General features: G+C 69.5%; 15 protein-coding genes and 1 pseudogene. All 16 read left to right on the top strand.

Going from position 1 to position 18,081, the window contains the following annotated elements; all coding sequences use genetic code 11:
- Positions 1–223: pseudogene (locus NQ160_RS00595) on the top strand (5-(carboxyamino)imidazole ribonucleotide synthase); the annotation flags it as partial.
- Between the two features lie 141 nt (positions 224–364).
- Positions 365–832, top strand: a complete 468-nt coding sequence (purE, locus tag NQ160_RS00600; RefSeq protein WP_257513321.1) for a 5-(carboxyamino)imidazole ribonucleotide mutase — start codon at positions 365–367, stop codon at positions 830–832.
- A complete protein-coding gene (locus tag NQ160_RS00605) occupies positions 829–2,283 on the top strand; it encodes an LCP family protein (protein ID WP_257513284.1) in 1,455 nt (484 codons plus the stop codon). The genes purE and NQ160_RS00605 overlap by 4 nt, the downstream gene beginning before the upstream one ends.
- Before the next feature lie 3 nt (positions 2,284–2,286).
- Complete coding sequence (locus NQ160_RS00610) at positions 2,287–3,399, top strand: glycosyltransferase (RefSeq protein ID WP_257513285.1); 1,113 nt, start codon at positions 2,287–2,289, stop codon at positions 3,397–3,399.
- Between the two features lie 65 nt (positions 3,400–3,464).
- Positions 3,465–5,696, top strand: coding sequence for a cell wall-binding repeat-containing protein (locus NQ160_RS00615; RefSeq protein WP_257513286.1), 2,232 nt, complete (start codon positions 3,465–3,467; stop codon positions 5,694–5,696).
- A 99-nt stretch (positions 5,697–5,795) separates the two neighbouring features.
- Positions 5,796–6,722: an ABC transporter permease gene (locus tag NQ160_RS00620; RefSeq protein WP_257513287.1), complete on the top strand. Its 927-nt coding sequence runs from the start codon at positions 5,796–5,798 to the stop codon at positions 6,720–6,722.
- Complete coding sequence (locus tag NQ160_RS00625) at positions 6,719–7,456, top strand: ABC transporter ATP-binding protein (protein WP_257513288.1); 738 nt, start codon at positions 6,719–6,721, stop codon at positions 7,454–7,456. Before NQ160_RS00620 ends, NQ160_RS00625 begins: the two co-directional genes overlap by 4 nt.
- Positions 7,453–9,381 carry a DUF6541 family protein gene (locus NQ160_RS00630; protein ID WP_257513289.1) on the top strand — a complete coding sequence of 643 codons (1,929 nt, stop codon included), beginning with the start codon at positions 7,453–7,455 and terminating at the stop codon, positions 9,379–9,381. The genes NQ160_RS00625 and NQ160_RS00630 overlap by 4 nt, the downstream gene beginning before the upstream one ends.
- A gap of 65 nt (positions 9,382–9,446) precedes the next feature.
- On the top strand, positions 9,447–10,667 hold the full coding sequence (locus NQ160_RS00635; RefSeq protein WP_257513290.1) for a glycosyltransferase family 4 protein: 1,221 nt from the start codon (positions 9,447–9,449) through the stop codon (positions 10,665–10,667).
- A complete protein-coding gene (locus NQ160_RS00640; protein ID WP_257513291.1) occupies positions 10,664–11,272 on the top strand; it encodes an acyltransferase in 609 nt (202 codons plus the stop codon). The genes NQ160_RS00635 and NQ160_RS00640 overlap by 4 nt, the downstream gene beginning before the upstream one ends.
- A complete protein-coding gene (locus NQ160_RS00645) occupies positions 11,269–12,366 on the top strand; it encodes a DegT/DnrJ/EryC1/StrS family aminotransferase (protein ID WP_257513292.1) in 1,098 nt (365 codons plus the stop codon). Before NQ160_RS00640 ends, NQ160_RS00645 begins: the two co-directional genes overlap by 4 nt.
- Positions 12,366–13,352 carry a Gfo/Idh/MocA family protein gene (locus NQ160_RS00650; protein ID WP_257513293.1) on the top strand — a complete coding sequence of 329 codons (987 nt, stop codon included), beginning with the start codon at positions 12,366–12,368 and terminating at the stop codon, positions 13,350–13,352. Before NQ160_RS00645 ends, NQ160_RS00650 begins: the two co-directional genes overlap by 1 nt.
- 6 nt (positions 13,353–13,358) lie before the next feature.
- Positions 13,359–15,146 (top strand): ABC transporter ATP-binding protein, encoded by a 1,788-nt coding sequence (locus tag NQ160_RS00655; protein ID WP_257513294.1) that lies wholly within the window; start codon positions 13,359–13,361, stop codon positions 15,144–15,146.
- A gap of 134 nt (positions 15,147–15,280) precedes the next feature.
- Positions 15,281–16,351, top strand: a complete 1,071-nt coding sequence (locus tag NQ160_RS00660) for a hypothetical protein (RefSeq protein ID WP_257513295.1) — start codon at positions 15,281–15,283, stop codon at positions 16,349–16,351.
- Positions 16,348–17,676 carry a glycosyl transferase gene (locus NQ160_RS00665; protein ID WP_257513296.1) on the top strand — a complete coding sequence of 443 codons (1,329 nt, stop codon included), beginning with the start codon at positions 16,348–16,350 and terminating at the stop codon, positions 17,674–17,676. Before NQ160_RS00660 ends, NQ160_RS00665 begins: the two co-directional genes overlap by 4 nt.
- On the top strand, positions 17,673–18,080 hold the full coding sequence (locus NQ160_RS00670; protein WP_257513297.1) for a hypothetical protein: 408 nt from the start codon (positions 17,673–17,675) through the stop codon (positions 18,078–18,080). Before NQ160_RS00665 ends, NQ160_RS00670 begins: the two co-directional genes overlap by 4 nt.
- The last annotated feature ends 1 nt before the right edge of the window (position 18,081 follow it).

Consider the following 18,081-nt stretch of genomic DNA (forward strand, 5'->3'; position numbering starts at 1 on the left):
TGCGGCGTGGTCGGTGATGGTCAACATCCTCGGGGGCCCTGCCTCGGGCGGGCTCGACGACCGCTTCGACCGGGCGATGGCCGAGCACCCCGGCGCCAAGATCCACACCTACGGCAAGGCGCCGCGCCCCGGCCGCAAGGTCGGGCACGTCACCGTCGCCGGCCCCGATCTCGATGACGCCGTGTACGAGGCGCGTGCCGCCGCGGCCCACTTCGACGACTGATCGAGGCTGCGAGAGCCTGCCGGAGGCTGTCAGGGCGACGCCGGGCGCGCGCCGTTGCGGGCAACTTGCAGGAGCGCGCCCTAGCCTTGACAGGTGACCCGGCCGCTGCATTCCTCTGAAGAACCCCTCGTCGGCGTCGTGATGGGCTCGGACTCCGACTGGCGGGTCATGAGCGACGCGTCGCAGGCGCTGTCGGACTTCGCGGTGCCGCACGAGGTCGAGGTCGTCTCGGCCCACCGCACGCCCGACAAGCTGCTGCGCTACGGCCGCGAGGCGCGTGCGCGGGGCCTGAAGGTGATCATCGCCGGCGCCGGGGGAGCGGCGCACCTTCCCGGCATGCTGGCCTCTGTCACGGAGCTTCCGGTCATCGGGGTGCCGGTGCAGCTGGCCACCCTCGACGGCCTCGACTCCCTGCTGAGCATCGTTCAGATGCCCGCCGGCATTCCGGTGGCGACGGTGTCGATCAACGGCGCGAAGAACGCCGGGCTCCTCGCGGTGCGCATGCTGGGCATGTCGGACGATCGGCTCGCCGAGCGCGTCGCCGGCTACGCCCGCGACCTGGAGAGCCAGGTGGAGGAGAAGAACCGCCGGCTGAAGGGCGCCCTGTGAGCGTGACCATGCCGCCGCGCGTGAGCGCTGCGGGATCGACCGGCGCGCGGACGCGACTGTTGCAGGAGCGCCCGCTGCGGCATCCGGATGCCACGTCGCCCGAGGTCATGACCCGTCGTGCCTGGTGGCTCGTCGCCCTGAACTTCTTGGTGCCCGGCTCTGCGCAGGTGCTCGCCGGCAGCCGCCGGCTCGGCCGCGTCGGCCTCGCCGCGACGCTGACGATGTGGGTGCTGGTCGTCGTCGTCGGACTCCTCGCGCTCCTCTGGCGCCCGGCGCTGTTCACGCTCGGCAGCAACTGGTTCGCGCTCACCGCCGCACAGGTGCTGCTCGTCGGCTACGTCGTGCTGTGGTGCGTGCTCACGGTCGACACGCTGCGTCTCGTGCGACTGGTGCGCGTTCGGCAGCGCGCCCGCGCCGGCATCGCCGCGCTCGCGGTGGCACTGCTCGTGATCGCCGGTGGGGGCACCGCGTATGCGGCGTACTCGGTGGGCACCCTGCGCGGCGCGTTCGGCAGCATCTTCGGGCAGAGCGGCCCCAGCGTGCCGCCGTCCGACGGCTACTACAACATCCTGCTGCTGGGCGCCGACAGCGGCGACGGCCGCGACTCGATGCGCTTCGACAGCATCTCTGTGGTGTCGGTGAACGCCGAGTCCGGTGCCGTGACGATCACCGGCATCCCGCGCGACATCCAGAACGCGCCGTTCTCGGAGGGTCCCATGCGGGACCTCTACCCCGACGGCTTCGAGGGGCACGGCGACCTCTCCTGCGGGTGGGGGGCCGGCATCAACCAGCTGATGAACGCGGTCCAGGTGTGCCGCGACGGCTCGGGCCTGTACCCCGACGCGGCGGACCGGGGTTCCACGCCCGCCGTGGAGGCGACGAAGGATGCCGCGGAGGGAATCCTCGGCATCGAGATCCCGTACTACGTCTTCATCGACATGCACGGCTTCGCCGCGGTGATCGACGCCCTGGGTGGTGTCGACATCACGGTCGCCGAGCGGCTGCCCAAGGGCGGGGGTCCGACGTACGACGGCCAGCCCGCCGACGAATGGGCGATCGGCTGGATCGAGGCGGGCGAGCAGCACATGGACGGCGACACCGCCCAGTGGTACGCCCGTTCCCGCTACACCACCAGCGACTGGGACCGCATGCAGCGGCAGCGTCAGCTGCAGCAGGCGATGCTCGAGCAGCTCGATCCGTTCAACGCGCTGACGCGGTTCAACGACATCGCCGCCGCCGGGCAGGAACTGATCGAGACCGACCTGCCCCAGTCGATGCTGGCGTACTTCGCCGATCTCGCGCTGAAGGCCAAGGAACAGCCTCTGACGACGCTCGAACTGACCCCCCAGGGAATCGGCATCGACCCGGACGACCCGGACTACGACCGTGTGCACGAAGCGGTGCAGGCGGCACTGCATCCGCCGACGCCCACCCCCGCCCCGGAGGGCTGAGCGATGACGACGACACTGCGGGTCGTGATCGAGGCGCCGGTGCCGACCGGCGACAGACAGGCCCAGGCGGGGCGCGAGCTGGCTGGAGCCCTGGCGAGCACCGCGCCGTCGGGCTGCGATGTGGCAGCGCTCGTGCCGTCGGTGCCCGACGACGTGATTGCTGCCCTGCGGGCGGAGGTCCCCGGCCTCGCGCGGGTGGACACCGCACCCCTCGCGCGCCGCGAGCTGGCGGCATCGTGGCAGCTGGGGATCGCCGCCGGGGTCGGTGGGGGGATGATCCACGCCACCGGCCTGGCTGCGCCCCTGGTGCGGCACGACCGCGTCTACCACCACGACCAGACCGTCGTGACGATGTGGGACCTCGCCGCCTGGGAGGCGCCCGACGAACTGGCGAGACCGTTCGTGTCGTGGCAGAAGGCCATGCTCAAGCGGGTCGGGAAGCACGCCGACGCCGTCGTGGTGCCCACCCATGCGCACGCGGAGCGTCTCGCCGAGATCGCGAAGCTCGGTGAGCGCATCCGCGTGATCGCCGGCGCGGCTCCCGAGGGGTTCGCGGTGCCGACCGACGAGGTCGGGCGACGGCGCGCGCTGGAGCTTCCGGGGGAGTACGTGCTGGTGGACGGTACCTGGAGTACGGGGCTGGATGCCGCCTTCGCTGCGGTGGCCCGCGGCGGTGAAGGGCTTCCCATGGTCGTCACCGGCGTCGCCGACGCGCAGGCCGCGGACGTCACCGCCCTCGCCGTCGAGGCAGGGCTCACCGCCGAGCGGGTGCATGTGCCCGGCGGCCTCGACGCCGCCGACCGTGCCGCGGTGCTGAGCGGCGCCTCGGTGCTGCTCGCTCCGGCGACCGTCACCGCCTTCCCCTGGCTCGTCGTCGACGCGCTGACGCTCGGCACCCCGGTGCTCGCGGCGGACTGCGCCGTGCACCGCGAGGTCGTCGTGGATGGCGCCGTCCTCGTGGATGCCGCGGCCGAGGGGCTCGCCGACGGGCTGCGGCAGGTGATGGAGTCGGATTCCGCGCGGGAGCGGCTGTCGGTGCTCTCCGCAGACCGCGGGCGAGCATTCTCGTGGCAGGGAGCCGCGGAACGGGTCTGGCAGTTGCACGCCGACTTGTAGCGCTCCGGCGAATCGTTACCTGAAGAACATTGGTGTTCTCTCATAACTTCCGCAACACTGGTCACATGCCTCACCCCCCGGAGCGCCGCCGAAGGTCGTCCAAGCTCGCCGTCCTCGCTCTCGCCGGCGTGCTCGTCGGGTCGCTCCTGGGAGCGGCGCCCGCGGCGCCGGCGCAGGCAGCAGGCTCCATCTTCGACGGCGGCATGATCATCAGCGATGCCGAGTTCTTCGACGGGGCGGCTATGACCGCCGCACAGGTGCAGGCATTCCTCAACGAGAAGAACGCCTCCTGTGTTCCTGCGACCGGGGGACCCGCGTGCATCAAGGACTTCACCGCCGACCTGCCCGCGATGGCCGCGGACCGCTACTGCAAGGCGGTCCCCGGCAAGGCCCGCGCGACGGCGGCGGAGATCATCGCCGCCGCGGGGCAGGCGTGCGGCATCAGCCAGAAGGTGCTGCTGGTGATGCTCCAGAAGGAGCAGGGCCTGATCACCCGCAGTAATCCGACCCAGCGGCACTTCGACGCCGCGCTCGGGCAGAGCTGCCCGGACACGGCGCCGTGCGATCCGCGCGCCGCAGGTTTCGTCAACCAGATCTACCTGGGTGCGCGCCAGCAGCAGCTCTACGTGCAGAACCCGGGGTGGTACAACTACCGGCCGGGACGCGTGAACACCATCCAGTGGCACCCCGACCGCGCCTGCGGCACGTCGCAGGTCTACATCGAGAACCAGGCGACGGCGAACCTCTACATCTACACGCCGTACCGTCCCAACATCGCCGCGCTCGCCGCAGGCATTGGCACCGGGGACGACTGTTCGGCGTACGGAAACCGCAATTTCTACAACTACTACCAGCAGTGGTTCAAGGGCGCGGGAAGCGCCGCAGCGAAGATCGCGCCGTGCACGGTGCCGCCGGCGACCGAGATCGCGGCCCGCGGCGACAAACTCGTCGTCACCGCCGACTCGCTCAACGCGCGCACCGCACCCACCACGGCGTGCGGCACGGGGGCGACGAGCCTCGGCAAGGGCACGGTCGTGCAGGCGTCGGGCACGTACGGCGCGTGGACCCGCGCGAGCGTGAACGGACAGGAGATGTGGCTGACGACGAAGTACCTGTCGACCCGACTTCCGCTCGTCGCCGGCACGCCGTCGATCAGCGGCAAGGCGGTCGCCGGGCAGATCCTCACGGCGGCGACCGGTACCTGGAGCCCCACGCCGGCTTCCTTCTCTTATCAGTGGAGCCGTGACGGGAAGGCCATCGCCGGGGCGACGGCGTCGACGTACCGCGTGACCAACGACGACGCGACGCGACGCATCACCGTGACCGTCACCGCGAACATCCCCGGCTACGATGCGGAGTCGCGCACGACCGCGGGCGTTTCCGCCCGCGGCTTCGGCGCGGACCGTCTGTCCGGACAGGACCGCTACGAGACCGCCGTCGAGGTGTCGCGCAAGTCTTTCCCCAACGGTGCGCAGACCGTCTATCTCGTCGTCGGCACCGACTTCGCGGACGCGCTCGCCGCTGCGCCGCTGGCTGCGCACAAGGACGCTCCGCTGCTGCTCACGCGCTCAACCGCACTGCCCGCGTCGACGGAGGCGGAGCTGAAACGGCTCGCGCCCACGCGCGTCGTGCTCATCGGCGGAACGGGCGTCATCGACTCCGCGATGGCGGGTCGTCTGCGCACGCTCCTCGGCTCTGGGCTCGCCGTCGACCGCGTCGGCGGATCGGACCGGTACGAAACAGCACGGTTCATCGCGGCGCAGTTTGATTCAGCGCCCGCCGTATACGTTGCGACCGGGCGCGACTTCGCGGACGCGCTCGGCGCGGCTGCGGTCGCAGGCGGTCGTGGAGCGCCGGTCATCCTGGTCAAGGGTGAGAACGATCACGTGGACCAACAGACGATTCGGGCGGTGGCGTCCCTCGGATCGAAGGAGATCGTCATCGTCGGTGGCGAGGGGGTCGTCTCCAGAGGGATCTCCGACCAACTGGCCTCGCAGGGGCTGTCGGTCACACGCTACGGCGGCCTCGACCGCTACGCCACGAACGCCGCGCTCAACAACGCGTCCTTCGGCTCTGGGACCAGCTCGATTGTGCTCGCCACGGGCAGGGACTTCCCCGACGCCCTCACGGGTGCCGTGCTGGCGGGCGAGCGTCGCGCGCCGATCTTCGTTAACCGCGGCAACTGCGTCACTGGCGAGGCCGCAGACTTCCTGTTGTCGAAAGGCGGATCTGCGTTCACGCTCGTTGGAGGCGACGGCGTCATGAGCGCTGCCGTGGGCAAGTTCCAGCGATGCTGACGTGAGGGCCGTCGTCGCTCACCAGGGGCTCAGGGAACGGTCGACTAGACTAGACCGGTTCGCCGGCACTCGGCGGATCCTCCGCGAGAACGATCGACCGTGAGTAACGCACCCGACCCCTTCGCCGCCATACCGCGCGCTGATTTCGACGTCCCCGGCCACAGTCGCGGGTTGCTCGACGTCTTCCGCTGGCACTATCTGCTGCGCCTCTTGATCCGCACCGGCGTCACCACGCGCTATCGCAACTCGGTGCTGGGATGGACCTGGTCCTACGTGCGCCCCGCCGCGCAGTTCCTGGTGTTCTGGGCCGTCATGGGGCTGTTCCTCGACCTCAACCGTGGCATCCCGAATTACGCGGTGTATCTTTTCAGCGGCATCGTCGTGATCAACCTCTTCAGCGAGGCGTTCAAGAACGCGACCACGTCGATCGTCGGGAATGCGCCGCTGGTGCGCAAGGTCTTCCTGCCTCGTCAGCTCTTCGCCGTGTCGGCCGTGGTGGTCGCCTTCGTGCACTTCCTCCCGCAGGTCACGCTGCTGCTCTTCGTCTGCCTGCTGATGGGCTGGATCGCCCACGTCTCCGTTCTCCAGATCCTTGCGATCGTCGCTGCCATCGTGCTGATCCTGCTGTTCGCCCTCGGTCTGGGGCTCTTTTTCGGCGCCGTGAACGTGCGCTTCCGCGATGCCGAGAACATCGTCGAGCTGCTTCTGCTTCTAGCGACCTGGGCGTCGCCCGTGCTGTACCACTGGACGATGGTGGCTCAGGCAGCGAGGGCGATCGGCATGGACTGGATCACTCAGCTGTACCTGATGAACCCGATCACGCAGGCGGTCGAACTGTTCCACTTCGCCTTCTGGTATCCCGTGACCGACATCGGGCTGTCGACGTCGCCGACGATTGCGGAGACACCGCTCGCGCCGGATCTCGGCCTCAACACACTGTGGGCCTTCGTGATCAGCGCCGTGGTCTTCTTCATCGGACAGCTGGTGTTCCGCCGGCTCGAGGGAAGGTTCGCGCAGGACCTATGACCACCGCGACATCACAGCGGCCCAGCATCGTCGTGCAGCGGGCCCGCAAGACCTTCCTGCTGCACCACGCGCACTCTCTCAAAGACACCGTCGTAGCGATGCTTCGCGGGCGCAAGACGACGAGCGTCTTCGAGGCCCTCAAGGGCGTGGACATCGTCATCAACGAGGGCGAGTCGGTCGCCATCCTCGGATTGAACGGTTCGGGGAAGTCCACTCTGCTCAAGATGATCTCCGGTGTGATGCAGCCCGATGGAGGAGAGGTGCTCACCCGCGGCCGCGTAGCCGGTCTCATCGAAGTGGGAGCAGGTTTCCACCCGGAGCTGTCCGGCCGCGAGAACGTGTTCCTGAACGCGGCCATCCTGGGGATGAGTCGCAAGGAGATCGCCGCCCGGTATGACGAGATCGTCGCCTTCAGCGAGATCGAGCCCTTCATCGATCAGGAGGTCAAGCACTACTCCTCGGGGATGTTCATGCGCCTGGCGTTCTCGGTGGCGATCCACGTCGAGCTGGACGTGCTGCTCGTGGACGAGATCCTTTCGGTGGGCGACGCCCCTTTCCGGGAGAAGTGCCGGCTGAAGTTCCAGGAGCTGATCGAGCAGCGCAAGACGCTCGTCGTGGTCAGTCACGACATGGAGATGGTCCGCGAGCTCTGCGGCCGCGGCATCGTGATGAACAAGGGTGAGGTTGTCTACGACGGCCCGGTGGAGGGCGCGATCTCCCTGGTCGAGTCATGATCGGGTCCTGGCTCGGGGCGCTGCCTGTCGTGCTGGTGGCGGCTGCGGTGGTCTTCGTGCCCGGCGCGGCGGCGCTGGCGCTTGTCGGGCTGCGCGGGCTGCGTCTGTGGGGTCTCGCTCCGGTGGTCGGAACGGCGGTGATCGGCGGGCTCGCACTGGTGTTCGCCCTGATCGGCGTCCCCTGGGCGCCGCTCACCTTCGCCGTGGGCGCGCTGGTCGTCGTCGCCGTGGCGGCGGTGCTGGGTCGCGTGCTGGACCTCGGGCCGTCGCCGACCCCGCCGAACCGGCAGACGGCGCTGCTGTTGAGCGGCATCGCGGCCGGGGCGGCGCTCGTCGTCACCCGTCTCGTGCTGTACATCGAGGACCCAGGCAACATCTCGCAGACCAACGACGCGGTCTTCCACCTGAACGCGATCCGTTTCGTCCTCGAGACGCAGTCGGCGTCTTCCCTCGACGTCAGCGGCGTGATCGGCGGCCGCGGGTTCTACCCCGGGGGGTGGCACGCCATCACCTCGCTGGTGGTGATGCTGACCGGGGCGTCCATTCCGATGGCCGCCAACGCCGTCACATTCGTCATCGCCGGTGTGATCTGGCCGCTCGGCATCGCCCTGTTCACCCGAACGGCCACCGCCGATGACGCCGTCGCCGCCGCGTCAGGCCTCTTGGCAGGGGCGCTTCAGGCCTTCCCGCTGCTGATGTTCCAGTGGGGTGTGCTGTACCCGTACGGCCTGTCTACAGCGCTCCTGCCGGCAGCAGTGTCCGCAGTCATCACGATTCCGCGATGGGTGCGTGGAGGGGAAGGCTGGCCGCGCGGGTGGCGGGGCGCGGTGGGCGCGACGGTGATCCTTCTCCTGGTGGTGGCCGCCCTGGGTCTTGCGCAGCCGGCGGGCCTGCTGGCCTTCGGCCTGATCACCGCCGTCTGGGCGACGTTCGCGCTGCTGCGGAGCCCGCGGCGTGCGGCGGCGTTCGCTCTCATCGCCATGCTCTGGCTGACCCTCGCGGCGGTCTGGTACGTGCTGTCGTCCTCGACGAGCGGCTCCCACTGGGCGCCGTTCCGCGGCAACCTCGCCTCGCTGGCCGACGTGGCGCTGAACAGCCACTTGCGACTTCCCCCTGCCATCCTGGTCAGCCTGCTCATGGTGGTCGGGCTGGTCGTCGCCTGCCGCCGGAGCGGGCTGCGCTGGCTCGTCGGTGGGTGGCTCGCGCTCAGCGCACTCTATGTGGCCGTCGCCTCGATCGACCACGTCGGACTGCGCTCCCTGCTGCTGGGTGCCTGGTACGCCGACCCCTACCGCATCGTGGCGCTGGTGCCGCTCGTGGTGATCCCGCTGGCGGCCGTCGGCGCGGCCGCGATTGCCGGTTGGGTGGGGAGGCGCCTTTCCGCCCACGGCGGCCGGGTCATCTGGCTGTGCTACGGACTGCTGGCGGTGCTCCTCGCCCTCGGGGTGGTCGTGCGTCCGGTGCAGCAGATGCCGATGGTCGTCGAGAACACCTTCGATCAGAGCTCCCGCTACGCGCACGACGAGTCGACGTACCTCGAGCCATCCGAGCGCCACCTGCTCGAGGAGCTGCCGGAGTACGTCGAGGAGGGCCAGCGGGTGCTGGTGAATCCCTCGACCGGTGGCGCTTTCGGCTACATGCTCAGCGGGTTGGACGTCTACCCGCGTACCTGGTCGCCGCCGCGTCACGAGGCGTGGAACGTGCTCGCCCAGGGCCTGCACGACGCCGCGACGAACCCGGCGGTGTGTGCGGCGCTGGCCGAGTACGGCGACCCCGAGTATGTGCTGGACTTCGGCCCCGGCGAGGTCGCGCCGGGGAGGTACGTCATGCCGGGGATGACCGCCTTCGGCGGCCGTGACGGCTTCGAGTTCGTCGCTGGGGACGACGGCGCGTCGCTCTGGCGCATTACGGCGTGCGCTCGATGAGCGGGCGGGCGGGCTTCGATAGAGTCGGCAGCGATGCCCCTCGCCGACGACGGAAAGACCGAGCGATGACGCGCGCGGTCATCGTCTCGCGCCTGTTCCCGCCGGAGGTGAGCGCCGGCGCTTTCCGCCTGGGCGCTCTCGCCCGCTCGCTGTCTCGCACTGGTGCCGAGGTGAAGGTGCTGACCACGCGTCCGCCATCCTCCGCTCCGCCCATCGCGGATCCGCCCGCCGTGCGGGTGCGGCGATGGCCGGTGCTGCGGGACCGCGGCGGCAACGTGCGCGGCTACGTGCAGTATCTGAGCTTCGACATCCCGCTCATCGTGCGACTGCTGGGCACCCGTTTCGACGTGGTGGTTGCCGAGTCGCCCCCGACGACGGGCATAGTGGCTGCCGCGGTGGCGCTGATCAAGCGTCGTCCGCTGGTGTACTACGCCGCCGATGTCTGGACCGACGGCGTCATCTCGATGGGAGCCCCGCGCCCGGTCGTCTCCGTCGTCCGCGGGCTCGAGCGGATCGTGCTGCAGCGCGCTCGAGGCATTCTGTCCGTCAGTGACGAAGTGACCGCGCGCCTGCTGCTCCTCGGCGCCGAGCCGGGGCGCATCACCACGATCGGCAATGGCATCGATACGGCGGTGTTCACCCCCGAGACGGCGGCGGCGATCTGCGACCACCCGTACTTCGTGTACACCGGCACGATGTCGGAGTGGCAGCAGCCCGAGGTGTTCGTGCGCGCGTTCGCGACGCTGGCCGACGAGCATCCGGACCTGCGACTGAAGTTCTTCGGCCAGGGCGCGGTCGAAGCGCGCCTGCGTGAGCTGGCGGGGGAGCTCGTTCCCGGTCGGGTCGACTTCGGCGGCGTGGTCAGCCCGCCCGAGTCCGCGGCGTGGATCCGCGGTGCCGTGGCCTCGCTGGTGAGCATCGTGCCCGGCATCGGCTACGACTTCGCCCGGCCCACGAAGACATACGCGGCGGCGGCCACCGGCACCCCCGTGCTGTTCGCCGGTCCCGCCGTGGGTGGGCGCCTGGTCACCGATGCCGGGCTGGGTGAGGCTGTGGGTTTCGCCGTCGATGACGTCGCGGCAGGGATGCGCCGTCTCCTCGCCGCGCAGCAGAGCGGCGAATCCGCCCGCCTGCGCATGGGGCGCGCAGAGTGGGCGCGCCGGAACCTCTCGCTGTCCTCGGTGGCGGACCGCGCCCGTGAGGCTGTTCTCCAGGTCGCCCGAAGCGCCACGACTAGACTTGACCCGGGCCCGCCGCACCTCCCCGACAGAGAGAAACCTCAGTGATTAACCCCCGTTCCGTGCGGATCGTCGAGTCCGCCGACGTCTCGTCCGATGCCCGGATCGGTGCCGGCTCGTCGATCTGGCACCTCGCGCAAGTGCGCGAAGGCGCCGTGCTGGGGGAGAACTGCATCGTCGGGCGCGGTGCCTACATCGGCTCGGGTGTCACCATGGGCGACAACTGCAAAGTGCAGAACTACGCCCTGGTGTACGAGCCGGCACGACTGGCCGACGGTGTGTTCATCGGACCCGCCGTCGTGCTCACCAACGACACCTACCCACGGGCCATCAACCCGGACGGCACGATCAAGAGCGCTCACGACTGGGAGCCGGTGGGCGTCACCGTCGGACGCGGCGCATCGATCGGCGCGCGCGCCACGTGCGTCGCACCAGTGACCATCGGCGACTGGGCGACCGTCGCCGCCGGCGCAGTGGTCGTCAAGGACGTCCCCGCCCACGCCCTGGTCGCCGGCGTCCCCGCGCGACGCCTGGGGTGGGTCGGCAAGGCTGGAGTCCCGCTGCGGCGCGGCGACGGGGACAACGTCTGGGTGTGCCCGGCAACGGGTACCCGCTACATCGAGCATGACGAGAACCTGGAGGAGTCCCAGTGAGCGAGTTCATCCCGCCCGCCAAGCCCATCATCGGCGACGAGGAGCGCGAAGCGGTCGACCGGGTGCTGCGCAGCGGCATGGTGGCGCAGGGGCCCGAGGTCGCGGCGTTCGAAGCGGAGTTCTCCGCCCACTTCGTCCAGGGGCGCCCGGCCGTTGCGGTCAACTCCGGAACGTCGGGTCTGCACCTGGGCCTGCTGGCTGCCGGCGTGGGCGCCGGCGACGAGGTCATCGTGCCGTCGTTCACCTTCGCCGCGACGGGCAACTCCGTCGCGCTCACCGGCGGTACCCCGGTCTTCGTGGATATCGAGCCCGCGACGTTCTCGCTGGACCCGGTCGCTGTCGAAGCCGCGATCACGGAAAAGACGAAGGGCATCCTCGCGGTGCACCTGTACGGGCACCCGGCTCGCATGCGCGAATTGCGCGAGATCGCCGACCGCCGCGGAATCGCGCTGTATGAGGATGCCGCCCAGGCCCACGGTGCCGCGCTCGATGGCAAGCCGGTGGGCACCTTCGGAGAGTTCGCGATGTTCTCGCTCTACCCGACCAAGAACATGACCAGCGGTGAGGGGGGAATGGTGTCGACGGCCACCCCGGAGACCGCTCGCATGATCAAGCTGCTGCGCAACCAGGGCATGGAGCGTCAGTACGAGAACGAGGTCGTGGGCTTCAACGCGCGTATGACGGACATCCACGCGGCCATCGGCCGGGTGCAGCTGACGAAGGTGGATGCCTGGACGAAGACGCGCCAGCAGAACGCGGCCTTCCTCGACGCGCATCTGCAGGGCGTCGTCGTCCCGCCCGTCGCCGACGGCGCCGTGCACGTGTACCACCAGTACACGATCCGCGTCGCCGAGGACCGTGACGGCTTCGTCAAGGCGCTGAAGGAAGAGCGCAACGTCGGCGCGGGCGTGTACTACCCGATTCCGAACCACCGCCTGCCCTCCCTGGCGCCCTACGCCCCCGGCCTGGACCTGCCCGAGACGGAGAAGGCCGCGCGGGAAGTCGTGTCGCTGCCCGTGCACCCCTCGCTCTCTCGCGACGACCTCGAGCGCGTCGTCGCCGCCGTGAACGCCGTCGCACAGGCGGGTGCCTGATGGCCGCCCTCCGCGCCGGCCTTCTCGGCGTCGGCATGATGGGCCGCCACCACGCCCGCGTGCTGCGAGAGATCGATGGGGTCGAGCTGGTCGCGATCGCCGACCCCGGCGGTGACCCGCATGGCGTTGCCGGAGACCTCGGCATCCTTCCCGACATCGACGCGCTCATCGCGGCGGACATCGATGTCGCTGTGGTCGCCGTGCCGACGCGCTTCCACGAGGATGCCGCACTGAAGCTCGCCGCAGCCGGTGTGCACACGATGGTGGAAAAGCCCATCGCGCACACGCTGGAGGCCGGACAGCGCATGGTCGACGCGTTCGACCGAGCGGGCCTGGTCGGCGCGGTCGGACACATCGAGCGGTACAACCCCGCCCTGCAGGAACTGCGCAGGCGGCTGGAAGCGGGCGACCTCGGCGAGGTCCACCAGATCGCGACTCGACGTCAGGGGCCTTTCCCGTCCCGCATCGCCGACGTCGGGGTGGCGAAGGACCTCGCGTCGCACGACGTCGACCTCACCGCGTGGGTCGCGCAGAGCGACTACGCGCGCGTGTTCGCGCAGACGACGTTCAAGAGCGGTCGCGAGCACGAGGATATGATCGCGATCACCGGCAGGCTGGAATCGGGGGTGATCGTGAACCACCTGGTCAACTGGCTGAGCCCGATGAAGGAGCGCGTGACGGTCGTCACCGGTGAGAAGGGCGCCTTCGTCGCGGATACCGCAACGGGGGACCTGAGCTTCTTCGCCAACGGCACGATCCCGCTGGAGTGGGAGTCCGTCTCATCGTTCCGCGGCGTCTCGGAAGGGGACGTCACTCGTTTCGCTTTCGCGAAGCGCGAGCCGCTGCGGGTCGAGCACGAGGCGTTCCGTGATGCGGTGCTGGGCAAGCACAGCGATGTCGTCACGATGGCTCAGGGTCAGCGCACCCTCGCCGTCGTCGAGGCGGCACTGGAATCGGCCACCGCGGGAAGAGCGCGAGACCTCTGAGCCGGCATGAAGCAGATCACAATTCTCCTACGGCGACTTCTGCCCTACCTTCCCGCTTCAGCCCGACGGTTCCTGTTGTGGTACTCCGTCGTCTCGGCTGTGCTGGCCGTCGTCGATGTTCTGGCGCTCATGCTCCTCGCTCTCACACTGGCGGCAGCCGCGACGGGTAGTGGTGTCGAGTTGCCCCTGATCGGAGGGTTGCCGGAAGGCGCGCTCGTGTGGCTCATCGTCGTGCTCTCCGTCGTCGTCATCGCGAAGTCCGCGGCGAATGTCGGTCTGCAATGGATCGCCACGCGCCGCTTCGCCGACTTCGAAGTGCGCGTCGGCGCTCAGTTGCTCGCGGCATATCTGCGGGCGCCATGGACCGACCGCCTCGGTCGCAACTCGGCTCAGGTCGTTCAGATGGCGAACACAGGTGTCGCCAATGTGACCTCAGGCTTCCTCCTGCCGATCACCACACTGCCGGGATTGCTGGTCACCTCGCTCGGCGTCGTCCTCGTCATCTTCATCGCTCAGCCCGTCACAGCGGCCATCACCACGGTTTACCTGTGTGGGATCGCGGTTCTCCAGTATTTCGTGCTCGGGGGGCGGACGAGGCAGGCAGCACGCGTCGCACGAGACTCTCAGATGGCCGCGGCCGCCCTCATCTCCGGGATGGTGTCGGCGCTCAAGGAGATCACCCTGCGTGAGAAGGCGCCGGAGGTCGAGGCCGTCGTGGAGAAACAGCGGGCACTCTCGGCGCGCGCCCGGTCGAACTCGAACTTCCTCTCCGCAGTTCCTCGGTTCATCTTCGACTCGGCGGTGATCGGGGGCTTCCTGCTCACCGGTGGTGCGGCGTTCGTCATGGGCGGCTCCGAAGGGCCTCAGCAGGCGATCGGGGCCATCGCGCTCTTCGGGATCGCGGGATTCCGCCTCGTACCCGCGCTGACAGGATTCCAGTCGGTGATCACCCGCACCGTGACCACCGCACCGTATGTCAACTACGTGATCGATGACATCCAATCATCTGCGGAGTATCTCAAAGCCCAAGAGAACCTGGGGCGGCGACCGCTTCCGGCGGAACCTCGCCACCTCACACTCACGGACGTGAGTTTCACTTTCCCCGGCTCGAGCACCCCCGCTGTCGACGGGCTGAACCTCGACATCGCGATGGGTTCGACGGTCGGCATCGCCGGTCCGTCCGGGGCCGGTAAATCGACCCTCGTCGACCTCGTCCTCGGACTTCTCACGCCGACACAGGGGAAGATCGCGGTCGACGGCGAGCCGCTCGCCGAGGTCCTCGCCGCGTGGCGGGCACGCGTCGGCTACGTGCCCCAGGACGTCGCCTTGTTCGACGGGACCATCGCGCAGAACATCGCCCTCGTCTGGGACGACAGCTACGACCTCGAGCGCGTCGAACGGGCGGCCAGACGCGCCCAGCTCTGGGATACGATCAGCCAGCGCGATGGCGGTGTCCACGCTCGCGTCGGGGAGCGCGGACTGAGTCTGTCCGGCGGGCAACGGCAGCGGCTGGGCATCGCGCGCGCGCTCTATACGGACCCCCTTGTTCTGGTGCTGGATGAGGCCACCAGCGCCTTGGACTCCAAGACCGAGTCCGACGTGACAGCGGCCATCCGGGACCTGCATGGCGAGGTGACGGTGATCGCCGTCGCGCACCGCTTGTCCACGATCCGCAACTCGGACAAGGTGCTCTTCATGAGCGAGGGCACGATCGCGGCACAGGGAACCTTCGACGAGGTCGTTCGATCCCATCCGGACTTCGCGTTGCAGGCACGCCTCTCGGGCCTCACATGACGGGAATGGCGGACACTCTGGCTGCCCGTGCGCGCATGCTGTGGAGGCTGACGCGTGCGCGCCTGCCCGAGGCGGTGACGGCGCGAGTGGGACCCCCGAGCGCCCGCTTCGATCCTCGGACCGTTCCTCCGCCTGTGACGGCACCGGATGCGGCTGTCCGGCTGATGGTCGGCCCGCGCAACTTCGCGGGGCAGGGCCACGCCTGGGCTCGCGCAGCTGAGCGGCTTCCCGGGGTGAGGGCTGTGGCGATGCAGGCGGGGGACAACGGCGGTCTCGCGTTCCCGAACGACTACCAGGTGTCGGATGCGATCTACACCAACTCTCGGCGGTGGGGCATGGGGCAACGCGACGCCGTCGCCGCGCAGTTCAGCCATGTGCTTGTGGAGGCCGTCTCCTCCCTCTTCGGTGCCGCGAGCGACAAGGTCGTTGCGCGCGAGGTCGCCTTCCTCCGCGAGCGGGGCGTGCGCGTCGGCATGCTGTGCCACGGCACCGACATCCGTCTTCCGTCGCGCCACGCGGAATTGGACGAGTGGTCCCCCTTCCGTAACGCGCCGGCCGAGTGGGTGGCCGGACTGGAGCGACGGGCCCGATTCCACCACAGTGTCCTGGACCGCGTCGGCGGCCCGGTCTTCGTCTCGACCCCGGAGATGCTGCTCGACCGAGTCGGTTCCACCTGGCTGCCGATCGTCGTGGATCCCGCCAAGTGGTGGACAGAGGAGCCCGTGCTGACGCGCGAGCGACCCATCGTGGTACACGCGCCCACCAATCCGCGGGTCAAGGGGACTCAGCTGATCGAGCCGGTGGTGGAGGCGCTCGCGGACGCAGGTGCGCTGGAGTATCGCCGCGTCCTCCGCGTGCCGTCGGCCGAAATGCCTCGGTTGTACTCCGAGGCTGACATCGTGCTCGAACAGTTCGCTCTGGGCATGTACTCCGTGACGTCCGTTGAGGCGATGGCCGCGGGGAGGCTCGTCATCGCCCACGTCCACGAACAGGTCCGCGACCACGTGCGGGACGTGACCGGGCTGGAGGTCCCCGTCGTCGAGGCGACCCCGGCGACGTTGCACGACGTCCTCCACGATGTGATCGAGCGTCCGGAGTATTACCAGGCCATTGCGGCGCGCGGACCTGGGTTCGTCGGCGCGGTTCACGACGGCGCGCTATCGGCGCGCGTGCTCGCTCCGTTCCTCGGGGTCGAGCAGGGATGACTCCTCATCTTCTGCTGACCGCGTGGGCGTTCGCCCCCGCGCGCACCAGCGGGGTGTACCGCGCGATCGGGATCGCCAATGCCTTCGCCGCAGCACACTGGAAAGTCACTGTCCTGTGCGCTCCTGCACGGCTGTTCCAGGACAACCTCGTCTCGGACGAATCGTTGCTCAAGGGGGTCCATCCCGCCGTGCGTGTCAGGGAGGTGCCCTTGGAGCACCCGGAGCTCTCCACCGACCTCGGGGAATGGGGCAGGCTCCGCGCGCGCTTCCCGGAGCTCTGGGCCAAGCTGCGCCTGCGGCGGGATCGGCGAGGCTTCCCCGAGGCGTGGTACGGGTCGTGGGCGCCCGCGCTTCGTCGCGCTGCCGTGCGGGTGCACCGCGAGAGTCCCGTCACACTCGCTTTGGGCACCGCAGCGCCCGCTGTGGACTTCGTTCCGGGTGAGGAACTGCATCGCGTGGCCGGCGTGCCGTACGTCATGGATTACCGCGATGCGTGGACGATCCGCACCTTCACGGGGAAGCCGCCGGAGACGTTGACACCGGAGGAGAGCGAGCGCGAGCGCGCTCTCATCGCCGGTGCGCATCAGGTGTGGTTCGTCAACGACCCCATCCGTCGCTGGCACGAGCAGAAGTACCCCCTGCAAGCTTCTGCCATGCGCACGGTGAGGAACGGATTCGATGCCCCGGCGGGGGCGGCCGGTGCAGAGCACGTCGGAGTCCCGCTCAGAAGGCCTGCTCCCACTGGCCTGACATTCGGGTATATCGGGACCATCAATTACGGCGCCTTCCCGCTGGAGGCCGTGGTGGACGGGTGGGCGCTGGCCGCGCCTGACCTGCCGGCCGGATCGCGGCTTGTGCTCCGCGGCCATCTCGGCAGATCGGCGGAGGGCAGCCCCCAGCTGCGGGACGCGCTCGCGAAGGCCCGACGGGTCGGGATCAGATACGAAGGCCCCGTGGCACGTTCGGAGGTCTTCGACGTCTACCGAGGATTCGACGCACTGCTCCTGGCCCTGCCGAGCGGGCCGGGAGTGACCAGCGGGAAGGTCTACGAGTACGCTGCGACGGGCCTTCCCGTGGTGTCGGTGCACACGCCGGAGACGCCGGTCGGCGAGGTGCTTGCTGAATCGCCGCACTGGCATCCCACACGCTCTCTCTCGGCGCCGGACGTCGCCGACGCCTTCCGGGCAGCGGCTGCGGATGCCCTGCGGACGACGGCGGGCGAGCGCGCCGCTGCGATCGCGTGGGGTGCGCAGTGGGAACGGAGCCGCCAGCTCGCCGATGCGGTGGGGGAGATCACGGAACGACTCGCAGGCGGGCCGCAGTGAGGGTGGTTCTGTTCGCGCCGTCGGGCGTGGACGCGCAGACTCTCGCCCGACTCGCGCCCGAGACGAGCGAGATTGTGACTATCGGGTGGTCTGGAACGCACATCGTCGTACCGCGCCCGTCCTCGTCGGTGCGTGCGCTCGACGCGATACTGCTGCGCACTCCGGCAGGCCGCGCACTGCGCCGGCTCTCGCCTGTCGATCCCGGGGCGGCCTTCTTCCGGGCGACGCTGCGATCGGTCGAGGCTCGGGATGTCGTCGCGCGCGCCGACTTGTTGATCGCTGATGAACGCGACGGCATCTATGCGGCGTGGCGCTGGGCACGCCGCCGCCGCCGGCGTGCCGGGGCGCCGGTGCCGGCCGTCGTGGGACTGCCCGCAGGGCGCGCCCGCATCGCCCGCGCCTGAC

The organism is Microbacterium sp. zg.Y909 (assembly GCF_024626565.1).

Excerpts from the sequence above, each read along its gene's own strand:
- purE (WP_257513321.1), top strand. The coding sequence starts at position 365 with ATGGGCTCGGACTCCGACTGGCGGGTCATGAGCGACGCGTCGCAGGCG.
- NQ160_RS00610 (WP_257513285.1), top strand. The coding sequence starts at position 2,287 with ATGACGACGACACTGCGGGTCGTGATCGAGGCGCCGGTGCCGACCGGC.
- NQ160_RS00615 (WP_257513286.1), top strand. The coding sequence starts at position 3,465 with ATGCCTCACCCCCCGGAGCGCCGCCGAAGGTCGTCCAAGCTCGCCGTC.
- NQ160_RS00625 (WP_257513288.1), top strand. The coding sequence starts at position 6,719 with ATGACCACCGCGACATCACAGCGGCCCAGCATCGTCGTGCAGCGGGCC.
- NQ160_RS00630 (WP_257513289.1), top strand. The coding sequence starts at position 7,453 with ATGATCGGGTCCTGGCTCGGGGCGCTGCCTGTCGTGCTGGTGGCGGCT.
- NQ160_RS00635 (WP_257513290.1), top strand. The coding sequence starts at position 9,447 with ATGACGCGCGCGGTCATCGTCTCGCGCCTGTTCCCGCCGGAGGTGAGC.
- NQ160_RS00650 (WP_257513293.1), top strand. The coding sequence starts at position 12,366 with ATGGCCGCCCTCCGCGCCGGCCTTCTCGGCGTCGGCATGATGGGCCGC.
- NQ160_RS00655 (WP_257513294.1), top strand. The coding sequence starts at position 13,359 with ATGAAGCAGATCACAATTCTCCTACGGCGACTTCTGCCCTACCTTCCC.
- NQ160_RS00665 (WP_257513296.1), top strand. The coding sequence starts at position 16,348 with ATGACTCCTCATCTTCTGCTGACCGCGTGGGCGTTCGCCCCCGCGCGC.